Below are 14,777 nucleotides of genomic sequence, written 5' to 3'. Positions count from 1 at the left end.
ATTTCACTCAATTTGGGTACAAAAGTACGAAACATTTTTCAGATAGCGAACCTTTTGACGGAAAATACGTACCTTTGCACCCGGTAAAAAGAAATAGGTATATAGTATGACAGCACAAAAGACACCCACAGCGTTGGGTACGGAGAGCATCGGAAAACTCTTGATGCAGTATGCCGTGCCGGCAATCATTGCCATGACGGCATCTTCTTTATATAATATGGTAGATAGTATTTTCATCGGTCACGGTGTGGGGACCATGGCTCTGTCGGCATTGGCACTGACTTTCCCGTTGATGAACCTCGGGGCTGCTTTCGGTGCATTGGTAGGCGTAGGTGCTGCTACACTGATTTCGGTAAAGCTGGGACAGAAGGATTATGATACGGCGCAACGGGTGCTGGGCAATGTGTTTGTACTGAATATTTTGTTGGGTTTGGCGTTTACCGTTATAGTCTTTCCTTTTCTTAATCCTATCCTTTATTTCTTTGGTGGCAGTGATGAGACGGTGGAATATGCGCGGCAGTTTATGGAGATAATCTTGTTGGGCAACGTTGTTACCCATCTCTATCTGGGTCTGAATGCGGTGCTGCGTGCTTCGGGACATCCCAAGCAGGCGATGTATGCCACTATTGCTACGGTGGCTATCAATACGATATTGGCTCCTATTTTTATATTTATGTTCGACTGGGGGATTCGCGGGGCTGCCATTGCTACGGTGTCTGCGCAGGTCATTGCCTTGCTGTGGCAACTCAAGCAGTTCAATAACGCCAATGAATTGCTGCACTTCCGCCGGGGTATCTTCCGTCTGAAGCGTAAGATTGTATTTGATTCACTGGCTATCGGTATGTCTCCTTTTCTGATGAACCTGGCGGCTTGCCTTATTGTAATCCTTATCAATCAGGGATTGAAGAAGTACGGAGGCGACTTGGCTATCGGTGCCTTTGGTATTGTGAACCGCTTGGTGTTTATCGTAGTTATGATTGTGATGGGATTAAACCAGGGAATGCAGCCCATTGCCGGATATAACTTCGGAGCAAAGTTGTACGACCGGGTGAACAAGGTACTGAAACTGACAATAATCTATGCCACCTGTGTGACAACCTTTGGCTTCTTGGTAGGGATGCTGGCACCTAATCTGGTGGTGGGTATCTTTACATCAGACGCAGAATTGACGGAACTTTCGGCTACGGGATTGCGTATTACGGTGATGTTCTTCCCCATTATCGGTTTCCAGATGGTAACCTCCAATTTCTTCCAAAGTATAGGGATGGCGGGCAAGGCGATATTCCTTTCACTTACGCGGCAGATGCTGATTCTGCTTCCTTGTCTGCTTATTCTGCCGCACTTCTTTGGCGTGGCCGGGGTGTGGTATAGTATGCCGGTATCCGATTTACTTGCAAGCTTGATAGCACTGGTGATGCTGGTTTATCAATTCCGTAAGTTTAAGACTGCTGCAGCACATTAAAATAAAATTTTTCATATGCTTTCTGTAGATATTCCGTAAGAATATTTATATTTGCTATCTGCAAACTAATAGATTAACAAGCATATGGACAATAATTTTATAGTCAATATAGGCCGTCAGTTGGGTAGTGGTGGACGGGAGATAGGCGAGAAGCTGGCTACCCGTCTGGGAATTGATTTTTATGATAAGGAGCTGATTAGGCTGGCTTCCGAAGAGAGTGGACTATGTTGTGAGTTTTTTGAAAAAGCTGATGAGAAAGCTTCACAAGGCATTATTGGAGGGCTCTTCGGCATGCGTTTCCCTTTTGTCAGTGACGGGGCTATCCCTGCTACGAATTGCCTGAGTAATGATGCTCTGTTCAAAGTGCAAAGTGACGTGATACGCCGATTGGCGGAGGAGAAGTCCTGCGTGTTCGTGGGACGTTGTGCTGATTATATTCTTCGGGATAATCCACGCTGTGTCAATGTTTTCATTTCCTGCTCCAATGAAGAGCGCATCAAACGCCTTTGCCGAATGCATTCCATTTCTGAGCGTGAAGCGGAGGAGATGATGAACAAAGCGGATAAGAAACGCGCCGAATACTATAACTACTACAGCTATAAAAAATGGGGGGCTGCCGAGACATATCATTTGTGTATCGATTCCTCTGTATTGGGAGTTGAGGGAACGACGGATTTCATAGAGGAATTTGTGAAACAGAAACTCAATCTCAGGTAAACTGAGTGCTCGGTATGTCACGATTGAGATTCCTCTTACTGTTGTGGGTGTTCTTTCTGCCGGGTATAAAGGTATACGGAAGTTCCGAGACTTCGGCAAGTGTGGACCGGATGTCTTTCAATGCACACTGGAATACTCCTATCGAATCAATGAATGGTACACTAAACCTGGTGGATGACTATTACCTGACGGACGGTACTCCGGTGACCGACCGTAACTACGGGGAAATGAACAATGGAGCATTGGATGTGACGCGCCCCAATGCCGCCCATTTTGCCAACCGTGACCCACGGCTTTACAGCACTTTGTTTGTACCCGGCATGTCGTGGAACGGCAAGGGCGGGGAAGGCAATTGGTACGGTGGCGCAGCCGCTTCTTTGTCCATGGTCTACGTCATGAAATATTTCGACCCTAAGGACACCGGTAACTCCTGGGACAATGGGCAGGACTTCTACGTGGTACGCTATAATATCAGTATCGGCGATGGTATTCGTCCCAAAGAAACCCGTGCAGGGATGTTTTCGCCGAGCATACATGTTGCCGGTCCTGCGAAACATACGCTGGTAGAACACAATATTATTCATGCCAATGCAAAGCTGGCTGCTAACGTGGACCGTACGATGATTACTTCCGATTCTTGGGATGGTTTGGCCGATGACACGTTTTTCAAACAGAATACTTTCTATGCTGCCGAGGCAAGCAGATTCTCTATGATAAGCTCTACAAACAATCTGTTTGACGGCAATTGGTACATTGGTACTTACCAGCAATTGCCTGCTGACGAAAAGGCGCATACCGTTTCAGAAACCTATCAGAAGGAGGTGCTGGATGTGGACCGGAATGGGTATGAAGGGTTGCTTATGAACAACCGCATGGTATGCGGGGTGAAAGGCTACTTTGTGGATAAGGAGGCGATAGAATCTTTCTTTGATCGTTGCCGTTGATGGATAATCTTCAAAATAAAACCTCCGGTCTTTTCATATTATAGTTTTGAAAAGACCGGAGGTTTTATTTTAAGGAGGTTATTGCATTTCCTATTACATCATTGTCAGCAATATCATCTGCCCCGCCAAGATACGCAGGAACATAGTCAACGGATATACTGTAGAATAACCTACTGCCGGAGCGTCATTGCCCGATGTCTGGTTGGCATATGCCAATGCAGGAGGGTCTGTGTTACTACCGGCAATCAGACCCATTAACGTGAAGTAGTTCACCTTGCAGTAGAAGCGGGAAATCATACCGATTATCAACAAAGGAATAACGGTTATCAGGAAACCATATCCCACATACAGCAATCCGCTGCCTTCTACCACGGTCTGCACAAAATGCTCACCGGCTTCTATGCCGACGCTGGCAAGGAAGAGCACGATACCGATTTCACGCAACATCAAGTTGGCACTCATGGTGGTGTATGTCACAAGATGCATTTTGTGACCGAAACGTCCGATGAGGATGGCCACTACCAGCGGACCACCAGCCAAACCTAACTTAACCGGTGTCGGCATACCCGGGAATGTGATAGGTAGACTACCCAGCAGGATTCCCAAAAAGATTCCCACAAAAATAGTTACGATATTCGGAGTGTCCAAACGTTTCAACTGATTACCCAATACGCCGGCTACACGTTCTACGGCATCCTGCTGGCCGACCACCATTACGCGGTCACCTACCTGAAGTACCAGATTGGGATCGGCAAACAAGTCCATACCCGAACGGTTGATACGGGTTACATTTACACCGTACATGCTGCGGAAGTGGAGGCTTCCCAACTTCTTGCCATTGATTTCGGACTTGGTGACGAGGATACGGCGGGAAACCATCGGAGTGTCCTGCTTTTCCCAGTCTACGTGTATTTCTTTTCCGATAAAGGCAGCCACCGCTTCGGCATCTTCTTCGGAACATACGATGAAGAGCTGGTCTCCTACGTGGAATATTGTTTCATGATTGGGGATACTGACGTGCCCCTCGTGGCGTATGCGCGAACATACAAACGGACGTCCCAGGAAATCCTTTATCTGGAGCAGGGTCTTTCCGGAAATTGATTCATTGCGTACTTCGAGGTGAAGCATGTGCGGCTGATGCTTAACATCGGCTTCCTGCGTGTTGAGTTCCTGTTCCTCTTTCTTGAGGTTCACCCGGCAGATATAGCGGATGGCTATGATGGAACCTATGATACCTACCACACCAAGCGGATAGGCGCAGGCATATCCCAGTGCAATGGGGTCTCCCGTATAGTTTATCTGGTTCAGGGCTTCTTGTGCGGCACCCAGACCCGGAGTATTGGTTACGGCACCATAGAGAATACCTACTATCATTGGCAAGTCTATTCCTCCGTCAATGAAGTAGATGCTCAATGCTACTGCGATATTCAGCAATACGATGCCGACAGCAAGCATGTTCAGCCGCATACCCCCTTTCTTAAAGGAAGAGAAGAAGGAGGGCCCGACTTGCAGACCGATACAGAATACAAATAAAATCAAACCGAATTCGCGGATGAAATGCAAAATGTGTGTTTCGCCCGTGAAGCCAAAATGGCCCATCAGGATACCGGCAAAGAGGACGAATGTAACCCCCAACGATACCCCGAAAATCTTAATCTTACCCAGCAATACGCCCACAGATATTACGAATGCATACAAACAAACGATGTGAGCGACAGATGAAGGGTCCCATAGCAAGCTTTCTAACCAATTCATAGTACCTTATTAATATGTCGTTTTTTAAATTTCGCGCAAAATTACTTAATAAAAAGGAGGTAGCAAAGGCTTTGTGGTACTTTTTGCTATATCAACTTTGCAAAAGTAGAGTATGCTTCCGGTGAATACGCTGAATCCGTATGGACACGGAGTCATCTGTAAGTGCAATTTTCTCTAAAAAAAGATTTTGTTCTAAGTATTTGTTTATATTTGCAAGTCTCTTGATGACAAAAATGAATAGTATTCATCTATTTAAATTTTAAATAAACTATGGCAGACAGTAAAGAAAAACTCTTCTCCGACTTTTCTCCCGTTTCCACTGAGCAGTGGATGGAGAAAGTTACCGCAGACCTGAAAGGGGCGGATTTCGAGAAGAAGCTCGTTTGGAAGACAAACGAAGGATTTAAGGTGAAACCTTTCTACCGTATGGAGGACCTGGAAGGTTTGAAGACGACAGATGCCCTTCCCGGCGAGTTTCCTTATCTCAGAGGTACCAAGAAAGACAACAATGAATGGCTTGTGCGTCAGGAAATCAAAGTGGAATGCCCCAAAGAGGCCAATGCCAAGGCGTTGGATATTTTGAATAAAGGTGTAGATTCACTCTCTTTCCATGTAAAGGCCAAGGAATTGAACGCAGAGTATATTGAAACTTTGTTGAAAGATATCTGCGCGGAATGTGTCGAGTTGAATTTCTCTACCTGCCAGGGGCATGTGGTGGAACTTGCAGAACTTCTTGTCGCTTATTTCCAGAAGAAGGATTATGACTTGACGAAATTGCAGGGCTCCATCAACTATGACTACTTCAACAAAATGCTGGCCAAAGGTAAAGAAAAAGGTGATATGGTGGCAACAGCCAAGGCGCTGCTCGAGGCTACCGCTTCCCTTCCGAAATACCGTGTATTGAATGTGAACGCGTTGACATTAAACAATGCGGGTTCTTATATTTTTCAGGAACTGGGTTATGCTTTGGCTTGGGGTAATGAATATATGAATCAGCTGGTTGATGCCGGTCTGCCGGCTGCAATGGTAGCCAAGAAGATTAAGTTCAATTTCGGTATCAGTTCCAACTACTTCCTTGAAATAGCCAAATTCCGCGCTGCACGTATGCTGTGGGCTAATATTGTGGCTTCTTACAGTCCCGAGTGTCTGCGCGACTGCGACAACAAGGGTAAGGATAACGAATGCCGCTGTGCAGCCAAGATGAAGATTCATGCGGAAACTTCTTCATTCAACTTGACTTTGTTTGATGCACACGTAAACTTGTTGCGTACGCAGACTGAGGCGATGAGTGCCGCCCTTGCCGGCGTTGACTCAATGACGGTTACTCCGTTCGACAAGACTTATGATGCTCCTAACGAATTCTCTGAGCGTATGGCGCGTAACCAACAACTGCTGTTGAAAGAAGAATCGCACTTCGATAAAGTTATTGACCCAGCTGCAGGTTCTTACTATATTGAGAATTTGACCGTCTCTATTGCCAAGCAGGCTTGGGACCTCTTCCTCACTGTAGAAGAAGACGGTGGTTTCTATGCTTCCGTGAAAGCCGGAAAAGTGCAGGCTGCCGTAAACGAAAGCAACAAGGCCCGTCATGCTGCAGTCGCCAAGCGTAAGGAAGTGTTGCTGGGTACCAACCAGTTCCCCAACTTTAATGAAAAGGCGGGAGATAAGAAACCGGTTGAGGCTACTTGCTGTTGCGGCGGCGGACATACCTGCGAAAAAGATGTTCCGACACTGAACTTTGACCGTGCTGCCAGTGAATTTGAAGCGTTGCGTCTCGAAACAGAGGCTTCCGGCAAACGCCCGAAAGCGTTTATGCTGACTATCGGTAATCTGGCCATGCGCCAGGCACGTGCACAGTACTCTTGCAACTTTCTGGCTTGTGCCGGATACGAAGTTGTGGATAACCTCGGTTTCCCCACCGTAGAAGAAGGTATAGAAGCAGCTATGGCTGCCAAGGCCGACATCGTGGTATTGTGTTCAAGTGATGATGAATATGCAGAATATGCTGTTCCTGCCTTCAAGGCTCTGAATGGCCGTGCCATGTTTATCGTAGCCGGTGCTCCTGCTTGCATGGACGACTTGAAGGCTGCCGGTATCGAGAACTTTATCCATGTCCGTGTCAACGTATTAGAGACATTAAAAGAATTCAACGCCAAACTTTTGAAGTAAGCAACTTCAATCGTAAATCGTAAATCGTCAAATCGTAAATAACATGATGCGAAAAGATTTTAAAAACTTAGATATATATGCCGCTTTTCAGCCCGTCAACGGTGCTGAGTGGCAAAAGGCTAACGGCATCCATGCTGATTGGAAAACGCCGGAACACATTGAGGTGAAGCCTGTTTATACAAAAGAAGACCTTGAGGGAATGGAACACTTGGGCTATGCTGCCGGGCTTCCTCCTTATCTGCGTGGTCCGTACTCGGTGATGTATACGTTGCGTCCTTGGACCATCCGCCAGTATGCAGGCTTTTCCACAGCGGAAGAATCAAATGCCTTTTACCGTCGTAATTTGGCTTCCGGACAGAAAGGTTTGTCCGTAGCTTTCGACTTGGCCACTCACCGTGGCTACGACCCCGACCACGAACGTGTAGTGGGTGACGTTGGTAAGGCAGGTGTATCTATCTGTTCCTTGGAGAATATGAAGGTGTTGTTCGATGGAATTCCTTTGAACAAGATGTCCGTCTCTATGACTATGAACGGTGCCGTACTTCCTGTTATGGCATTCTACATCAACGCAGGTCTGGAGCAGGGTGCCAAGTTGGAAGAAATGGCTGGTACTATCCAGAACGATATCTTGAAGGAATTCATGGTGCGTAATACCTATATCTACCCGCCTGCATTCTCTATGAAGATTATCTCTGACATCTTTGAATATACTTCCCAGAAAATGCCTAAGTTCAACTCTATCTCCATCTCCGGCTACCACATGCAGGAAGCGGGTGCTACGGCAGACATCGAGTTGGCTTACACCCTGGCAGACGGTTTGGAATATCTGCGTGCCGGAACGGCTGCGGGTATTGACATCGATGCTTTCGCACCGCGTCTCTCTTTCTTCTGGGCCATCGGAACGAACCACTTTATGGAAATTGCCAAAATGCGTGCCGCACGTATGTTGTGGGCAAAGATTGTGAAGCAGTTCAACCCGAAGAATCCGAAGTCGCTGGCTTTGCGTACGCACTCCCAGACTTCCGGCTGGTCGCTGACAGAGCAAGACCCGTTCAACAATGTGGGCCGTACTTGTATCGAGGCGATGGCTGCTGCATTGGGACATACTCAGTCACTGCATACCAATGCTCTTGACGAGGCTATTGCCTTGCCGACGGATTTCTCTGCACGTATTGCACGTAATACGCAGATTTATATTCAGGAAGAAACTTACATTTGCAAGAATGTAGACCCATGGGGTGGCTCTTATTATGTGGAAAGTTTGACTAATGAGTTGGCTCACAAGGCTTGGGAATTGATTCAGGAAGTAGAGAAGCTGGGCGGTATGGCAAAAGCCATCGAAACCGGTATTCCCAAGATGCGTATCGAAGAGGCTGCTGCACGTACACAAGCCCGTATCGATAGCGGTTCGCAGACCATTGTCGGCGTGAACAAGTATCGTCTGGAGAAAGAAGCTCCGATTGATATTCTTGAAATCGACAATACGGCTGTCCGTCAGGAACAGATTGAGAACCTGAAGCGTCTGAAGGAAGGACGTAACCAGGCGGAAGTGGACAAGGCATTGGAGGCTATTACTGAATGTGTAAAGACCGGTAAGGGAAACTTGCTGGAACTGGCAGTCGAGGCAGCCCGTGTCCGTGCCACTTTGGGGGAAATCTCTTATGCTTGCGAAAAGATTGTAGGACGTTATAAAGCAGTAATTAGAACTATATCAGGCGTGTATTCATCAGAAAGTAAGAATGACAGCGACTTCCACCGTGCTTGTGAATTGGCGGAGAAGTTTGCGAAGAAAGAGGGACGTCAGCCTCGTATCATGGTAGCCAAGATGGGCCAGGACGGTCACGACCGCGGTGCCAAGGTTGTTGCAACCGGATATGCCGACTGTGGCTTCGATGTGGATATGGGACCCTTGTTCCAGACACCGGCCGAGGCTGCCCGTGAAGCGGTTGAGAACGACGTTCATGTAGTAGGGGTTTCTTCATTGGCTGCCGGACACAAGACATTGGTTCCGCAGATTATCGAAGAGCTCAAGAAGTTGGGACGCGAGGATATCGTAGTGATTGCCGGTGGTGTAATTCCCGCACAAGACTATGACTTCCTTTACAAGGCAGGTGTAGCTGCCATCTTTGGCCCCGGTACTCCGGTTGCCAAGGCTGCTTGCCAGATATTGGAAATCTTGTTGGATGAAGAATAATCCGACACGTTAAATGTTAAAAGAGGGACGGTATGTGTTTACATATCCGTCCCTTTTTCTTAATCTGTGTTATAGAACATACTTTTTTAGTTGGATAATTTGCAGATTTATCAGAAGTCCGTATCTTTGCAATGTGTTTTTCATAGTATTAGATTTAAGGTTAACAAAGGTTGGAGTACAGCGGTACTCCTTTTTTTATGTCCGTACGTCAGCTTTGGGGGAGAAAAATCACCTGGTCTATGTTATCGTTTCTTGCTTATAGTTTCGTTCTTGCCCCCTTTTTATTACCTTTGTCCCGCTAAAAGAATAACGAATGATAGTTTGTATTGCCGAAAAGCCCTCTGTGGCGCGTGACATAGCCGATGTATTGGGAGCGAAAGAAAAGAAGGACGGATACATCGAAGGAAACGGATACCAGGTGACCTGGACATTCGGCCATCTTTGTACGCTGAAGGAGCCGCATGAATATACCCCTAACTGGAAGTCATGGAGTTTGGGAAGCCTCCCCATGATACCTCCCCGTTTCGGCATTAAGCTGATTAGCAATCCCACATACGAGCGCCAGTTCCATACGATAGAGAACCTCATGCAACATGCCGATATGATTATAAACTGCGGTGATGCCGGGCAGGAAGGAGAATTGATACAGCGCTGGGTGATGCAGAAAGCCGGGGCACGTTGCCCGGTGAAACGTCTTTGGATATCTTCATTGACAGAGGAAGCCATCCGTGAGGGCTTTGCCAAGCTGCGCGATGCGTCGGATTTCCAGCCTTTGTACGAAGCAGGCTTGTCGCGTGCCATTGGCGACTGGCTGCTCGGGATGAATGCCACCCGCCTCTACACCATGAAGTATGGGCAGAACCGGCAGGTACTTTCTATCGGCCGTGTGCAAACGCCGACACTGGCGCTGATTGTAAACCGTCAGTTGGAAATACAGAATTTTGTTCCCAAGCAATACTGGGAACTGAAGACCGTCTATCGAGATACCACTTTCTCCACCATCCTCCGGAAAAGTGAGGAGGAACTGGTATTGGAAGCCGAGAAGCAGAAAGAGGCTATAGCTGCCGGGAAGAAACCTAAAAAAGAAGAAGAGAATCGGGGTATCGACCCCATTACCGACCGCGAACGTGGGCTTGTTTTATTGGACCAGATTAAGAATTCTCTTTTTACCGTGACGGATGTCACCAAGAAAGAGGGGAGGGAGGCGCCACTCCGCTTGTTTGACTTGACTTCTTTGCAAGTGGAATGTAACAAGAAGTTTGCCTATTCCGCTGATGAGACGCTGAAAATCATCCAGTCTTTGTATGAGAAGAAAGTGGCTACCTATCCACGTGTAGACACTACCTATTTGAGTGATGACATCTATCCCAAATGCCCCGGCATCTTGAAAGGTCTGCGTGATTACGAGACATTTACAGCCCCTTTGACAGGAACTGCATTGTTGAAGTCCAAAAAGGTTTTCGATAACTCGAAGGTAACAGACCACCACGCCATTATTCCTACCGGTCAGCATCCGCAGAATCTGACGGATATGGAGCGTCGCGTATTCGATTTGATAGCACGCCGTTTCATTGCTGTATTCTATCCCGATTGTAAGTTTGCCACTACCACCGTATTGGGCGAGGTAGAGAGCATAGAGTTCAAGGCTACCGGCAAGCAGATTCTGGAACCGGGTTGGCGTATTATCTTCGGCATCCCCTCGGCACAATCGCAGGAGGAGAAAGAGGAGAAGGGAGAAGAGGAGAATGTGCTTCCGGCTTTTGTGAAAGGAGAAAGCGGACCGCACGTCCCCGATTTGTATGAGAAGTGGACGCAGCCGCCCCGGCCTTATACGGAAGCCACCCTGCTGCGTGCTATGGAAACGGCGGGCAAGCTGGTGGATAACGACGAACTGCGTGATGCGCTGAAGGAAAACGGTATCGGTCGTCCATCTACCCGTGCAGCCATCATCGAGACGCTGTTCAAGCGAAACTATATCCGCAAGGAAAAGAAGAACCTGATAGCCACCCCTACCGGTGTGGAGCTGATACAGATTATCCATGAGGAGCTGTTGAAGTCGGCGGAACTGACCGGTATCTGGGAGAAAAAGCTACGTGAGATAGAAAGGCGGACATATAATGCCGGACAATTCTTGGAAGAATTGAAGCAGATGGTATCGGAAGTCGTGATGAGTGTACTTTCTGATAACAGCAACCGCCACATCACCATCCAAGCGCCTGCTCCCGAAAAGGGCAGTAAGGTTTCTGCCAAGACAGAGGCTGCCGATAAGCCGAAAAAGGAGCCGAAGAAAAGAACACCGAGAAAGTCTGCCGCCGCAGGTAAAAAGACGGAGCAGGCTTCGGGCGCTGTGGCAGCTTCAAGTACGGAGGCTTCCGTACAAGCTGATGACTTCGTCGGCCAGCCTTGTCCGCTTTGCGGAAAAGGTACCGTTATCAAGGGGAAAACGGCTTACGGTTGTTCCGAATGGAAATCCGGATGTACATTCCGCAAGCCGTTTGAATAAGGGTAATCACATTAAATAATTCTCTCCGCCATGTATTTCCAGAGGGGAGCAGCCATCAGCGCCTGGCGGATGCTTCCTTGTTGCAGCAAGTCCTTGACCTCCTGCAAGGAAAGCAGGTGTACGGTCAGGTTCTCCGTATCTTCCAAGTGTTGCTCGGAGATTTTCTCCACGTCCGTAGCCAGGAAACAGTAGGTAATGTTGGTGTGGGTACTTGGATTGGGAGAGATTTGCATGAACTCTTTCCATACTCCGTTTCCATAGCCGGTTTCTTCCAAAAGTTCCCGTTGTGCGGAAACCATCGGAGAGCCGTCCTCTTCTTCGCATACCCCTGCACAGAGCTCATAGGACGTTTCTTGTATGCCATGCCGGTATTGGCGGATAAAGACAAATTGTCCATTACGGGTGATGGCGATGGTATTCACCCAGTTTGGATATTCCAATATATAATAGGAGGGGATGTGGTTGCCGTTGGGCAGCACTACATGGTCCTTACGCACAGTGAGCCACGGAGCCCGATGAAGGTATTCGCTGGATAAGACGGTCCAGGTGTCTTTTGATTTTTCCATAATGGTAAAATTGACTATATTTTAAACAGCATCCCTCCGATATTATCTGTCGTGGCTCCCGTCACCGAGGCGAGGCATCCGGGTGTGTCCGCCATATAGAGGGCACCCAGGAAAGCAAAGATTAGGGCTTCCTTGTATTCTATGATTTGCCGGCTGGGAATCACGATTTCACACGGACACAAGGCGTCGATACGTTCTATGAGGAACTTGTTGAATGCACCTCCGCCGGTAATCAGCAGTTTTCCGTTACCATCGGGCAAGGGGCGGGCGGTGATGATGCGTGATATTTGCCAGGCGGCATGCTCGTAAAAGGTACGTAGCATATTCTCCATACTCAAGCCATAACGCTCGAGCATGGGATATACCAGCGTTTCCACCCACTCCCGTCCCAATGACTTCGGTCCGGACTGATGGTAGAAATCCATTCCGTTCAGTTCGTCCAGCAGTTCTTGGCAGATGTTGCCTTGCCGTGCTATCTCGCCGTCACGGTCAAATTCCAATCCTATTTGCCGGCAGTAATGGTTGATGACGTAATTCACCGGACTGATGTCAAAAGCGATGCGCCGCTCGTCCTGCTCGAATGAGATGTTGGAGAAACCGCCGATATTCAAACAGAAGTCGTAGTCGGCAAAAAGCAACCGGTCGCCAATAGGTACGAGTGGAGCGCCCTGCCCACCCAGCATGATGTCCAGCCGCCGGAAATCCGAAACGGTAGGTATACGGGTTTCAGCGGCAATGGCGGCTCCGTCACCTATTTGGTACATGATTCTCTTTTGAGGCTCATGGAAGATGGTATGCCCGTGGGAGGCGATAATATCGGGGTGGACTCCAAATTCTTGCATGAACTCGTTGACACGTTCACCGAGAAACTTTCCATAGGAGCTGTGGAAAGTGATGAACTCCAAAGCACTCATTGTCTGTGCACCGGTACCCAATATCTGCTTCATGGCGTCGGGGTAGCTATAGCCTTTTGCACAGTCTATGTGGAAAGACCATTTTCCGGCTTGCTGCCGGAAAGTGCAACAACATACGTCCAGCCCGTCAAGGGAAGTGCCGGACATCAGGCCGATGGCTTGAATTTGGAAGTCTTTCATCCTGATTTTCTTGTTTTATTTATAATTGAGGTAGAATTCGACAACAGCTTCTATTCCTTTACGGAAGATGTCCAACGGTATATTCTCATTAGGTGAGTGGATGGCGTTGGATTCGAGCCCGAAGCCCATCAGAATGGTTTTGATGCCCAGTACTTGCTCGAAAGTGGAGATGATGGGGATACTTCCACCCCGACGCACTGCCAGCGGTTTCTTTCCAAAAGCTTTTTCAAAACCTTTTTCGGCGGCTTGGTAGGCGGGTAGGGTGATGGGACATACATATCCTTGGCCTCCATGCATCGGAGTGACTTTTACCTGTACTGAATCCGGCGCTATGTCCAGAATGTAGTCGGCAAAGAGCCGGGATATCTTGTGGTGGTCCTGGTGGGGAACCAACCGGCAGGATACCTTGGCGTATGCCTTGGATGGGAGCACGGTCTTGGACCCTTCACCCGTATATCCGCCCCAGATGCCGCATACGTCGAAAGACGGACGGCAACTATTACGTTCCAGCGTACTGTAACCTTTCTCTCCGAAAAGTGCTTTTACATGGATAGCCTTTTTGTATTTCTCTTCGTCGAAAGGAATGCGGGCTATCATGTCGCGCTCGGCTTGGGGAACTTCTTCCACATCGTCATAGAAGCCCGGTACGGTGATACGTCCCTCTGCGTCCGTCACTTGGCTGATTATCTGGCAAAGCACATTGATGGGGTTGGCAACAGCACCGCCGAAGTGACCGCTGTGCAGGTCGCGGTTGGGGCCGGTCACTTCTATTTCCCAATAGGCCAGTCCGCGCAGTCCGGTGGTCAGTGAAGGCAGGTCTGCACCAAGCATGCTGGTGTCCGAAACCAGAATGACGTCTGCTTTCAGCAACTCTTTGTGCTCCTGGCAGAAGCTTTCTAAGCTGGGCGAACCGATTTCTTCTTCTCCTTCGAAGATGAATTTTACGTTGGTTTGCAGCAGTTCGTTGCGTACGAGGTATTCAAACGCTTTCACTTGTATGAAAGATTGCCCTTTGTCATCATCAGCACCGCGTGCCCAGATATGTCCGTCGCGTATTTCCGGTTCAAAGGGGTCGCTTTTCCAAAGTTCGAGAGGTTCGGCTGGCATCACGTCGTAGTGGGCATATACCAATACGGTCTTGGCGTCCGGGTCTACGATTTTTTGTCCAAAAACAATCGGGTTACCTTTGGAGGGCATTACGAGGGCTTCATCCGCTCCGGCTTCGAGCAGCAACTGTGCCCAGCGTTCGGCGCAGGCAAGCATATCGTCGTGATGCTCGGGTTTGGCACTGATGCTTGGAATGCGAATGAGGCTGAACAAGTCTTCCAGCATTTTAGGCTCGTTCTCGGTGATGTATTTCTTTATTTCCATGG

At 48.3% G+C, this 14,777-nt stretch carries 10 protein-coding genes; 6 read left to right on the top strand and 4 right to left on the bottom strand.

Annotation, left to right across the window (positions count from 1 at the left end; genetic code table 11):
* The first annotated feature begins 106 nt into the window (after positions 1–106).
* From DXD78_RS13855 to DXD78_RS13845, 3 genes are all read left to right on the top strand, one after another.
* Positions 107–1,462, top strand: coding sequence for an MATE family efflux transporter (locus tag DXD78_RS13855; RefSeq protein ID WP_009037946.1), 1,356 nt, complete (start codon positions 107–109; stop codon positions 1,460–1,462).
* Between the two features lie 84 nt (positions 1,463–1,546).
* Positions 1,547–2,179: an AAA family ATPase gene (locus tag DXD78_RS13850; RefSeq protein ID WP_009037948.1), complete on the top strand. Its 633-nt coding sequence runs from the start codon at positions 1,547–1,549 to the stop codon at positions 2,177–2,179.
* A gap of 14 nt (positions 2,180–2,193) precedes the next feature.
* A complete protein-coding gene (locus DXD78_RS13845; protein ID WP_034529631.1) occupies positions 2,194–3,123 on the top strand; it encodes a RagB/SusD family nutrient uptake outer membrane protein in 930 nt (309 codons plus the stop codon).
* Between the two features lie 93 nt (positions 3,124–3,216).
* Here DXD78_RS13845 and DXD78_RS13840 read toward each other — a convergent pair whose 3' ends face one another.
* A complete protein-coding gene (locus DXD78_RS13840) occupies positions 3,217–4,878 on the bottom strand; it encodes a putative transporter (RefSeq protein ID WP_009037950.1) in 1,662 nt (553 codons plus the stop codon).
* A 270-nt stretch (positions 4,879–5,148) separates the two neighbouring features.
* On the opposite strand from DXD78_RS13840, the gene mutA reads away from it, so the two are divergent.
* The 3 genes from mutA to DXD78_RS13820 all read left to right on the top strand — a co-directional run bounded on the left by mutA (position 5,149) and on the right by DXD78_RS13820 (position 11,744).
* Entirely contained in the window at positions 5,149–7,047 is a 1,899-nt protein-coding gene (gene mutA, locus DXD78_RS13835; RefSeq protein WP_009037951.1) for a methylmalonyl-CoA mutase small subunit, read from the top strand.
* A gap of 46 nt (positions 7,048–7,093) precedes the next feature.
* On the top strand, positions 7,094–9,241 hold the full coding sequence (gene scpA / locus DXD78_RS13830) for a methylmalonyl-CoA mutase (protein WP_005833154.1): 2,148 nt from the start codon (positions 7,094–7,096) through the stop codon (positions 9,239–9,241).
* Positions 9,242–9,554: 313 nt separating this feature from the next.
* Complete coding sequence (locus tag DXD78_RS13820) at positions 9,555–11,744, top strand: DNA topoisomerase 3 (RefSeq protein ID WP_005833152.1); 2,190 nt, start codon at positions 9,555–9,557, stop codon at positions 11,742–11,744.
* 11 nt (positions 11,745–11,755) lie between these two features.
* Here DXD78_RS13820 and DXD78_RS13815 read toward each other — a convergent pair whose 3' ends face one another.
* From DXD78_RS13815 to DXD78_RS13805, 3 genes are read right to left on the bottom strand one after another with little or no spacing between them, the layout of a single operon-like run.
* On the bottom strand, positions 11,756–12,310 hold the full coding sequence (locus tag DXD78_RS13815; RefSeq protein ID WP_005833149.1) for an NUDIX hydrolase: 555 nt from the start codon (positions 12,308–12,310) through the stop codon (positions 11,756–11,758).
* A gap of 14 nt (positions 12,311–12,324) precedes the next feature.
* Positions 12,325–13,404 carry an anhydro-N-acetylmuramic acid kinase gene (locus DXD78_RS13810; RefSeq protein ID WP_009037952.1) on the bottom strand — a complete coding sequence of 360 codons (1,080 nt, stop codon included), beginning with the start codon at positions 13,402–13,404 and terminating at the stop codon, positions 12,325–12,327.
* A 15-nt stretch (positions 13,405–13,419) separates the two neighbouring features.
* Positions 13,420–14,775 carry a dipeptidase gene (locus tag DXD78_RS13805; RefSeq protein WP_009037953.1) on the bottom strand — a complete coding sequence of 452 codons (1,356 nt, stop codon included), beginning with the start codon at positions 14,773–14,775 and terminating at the stop codon, positions 13,420–13,422.
* Positions 14,776–14,777 lie beyond the last annotated feature (2 nt).

The sequence above is a fragment of the Bacteroides sp. D20 genome (assembly GCF_003436255.1).
GTDB classification, from domain to species: Bacteria; Bacteroidota; Bacteroidia; order Bacteroidales; family Bacteroidaceae; genus Bacteroides; species Bacteroides uniformis.
The sequence above is the reverse complement of the archived record's forward strand: the minus strand, read 5'-3'. Positions and strand labels throughout refer to the sequence as shown.

Bases quoted from the DNA above. Each gene is read 5' to 3' on its own strand.
- DXD78_RS13855 (WP_009037946.1), top strand. From the start codon at position 107: ATGACAGCACAAAAGACACCCACAGCGTTGGGTACGGAGAGCATCGGA.
- DXD78_RS13850 (WP_009037948.1), top strand. From the start codon at position 1,547: ATGGACAATAATTTTATAGTCAATATAGGCCGTCAGTTGGGTAGTGGT.
- DXD78_RS13845 (WP_034529631.1), top strand. From the start codon at position 2,194: ATGTCACGATTGAGATTCCTCTTACTGTTGTGGGTGTTCTTTCTGCCG.
- DXD78_RS13840 (WP_009037950.1), bottom strand. From the start codon at position 4,878: ATGAATTGGTTAGAAAGCTTGCTATGGGACCCTTCATCTGTCGCTCAC.
- mutA (WP_009037951.1), top strand. From the start codon at position 5,149: ATGGCAGACAGTAAAGAAAAACTCTTCTCCGACTTTTCTCCCGTTTCC.
- scpA (WP_005833154.1), top strand. From the start codon at position 7,094: ATGCGAAAAGATTTTAAAAACTTAGATATATATGCCGCTTTTCAGCCC.
- DXD78_RS13820 (WP_005833152.1), top strand. From the start codon at position 9,555: ATGATAGTTTGTATTGCCGAAAAGCCCTCTGTGGCGCGTGACATAGCC.
- DXD78_RS13815 (WP_005833149.1), bottom strand. From the start codon at position 12,310: ATGGAAAAATCAAAAGACACCTGGACCGTCTTATCCAGCGAATACCTT.
- DXD78_RS13810 (WP_009037952.1), bottom strand. From the start codon at position 13,404: ATGAAAGACTTCCAAATTCAAGCCATCGGCCTGATGTCCGGCACTTCC.
- DXD78_RS13805 (WP_009037953.1), bottom strand. From the start codon at position 14,775: ATGGAAATAAAGAAATACATCACCGAGAACGAGCCTAAAATGCTGGAA.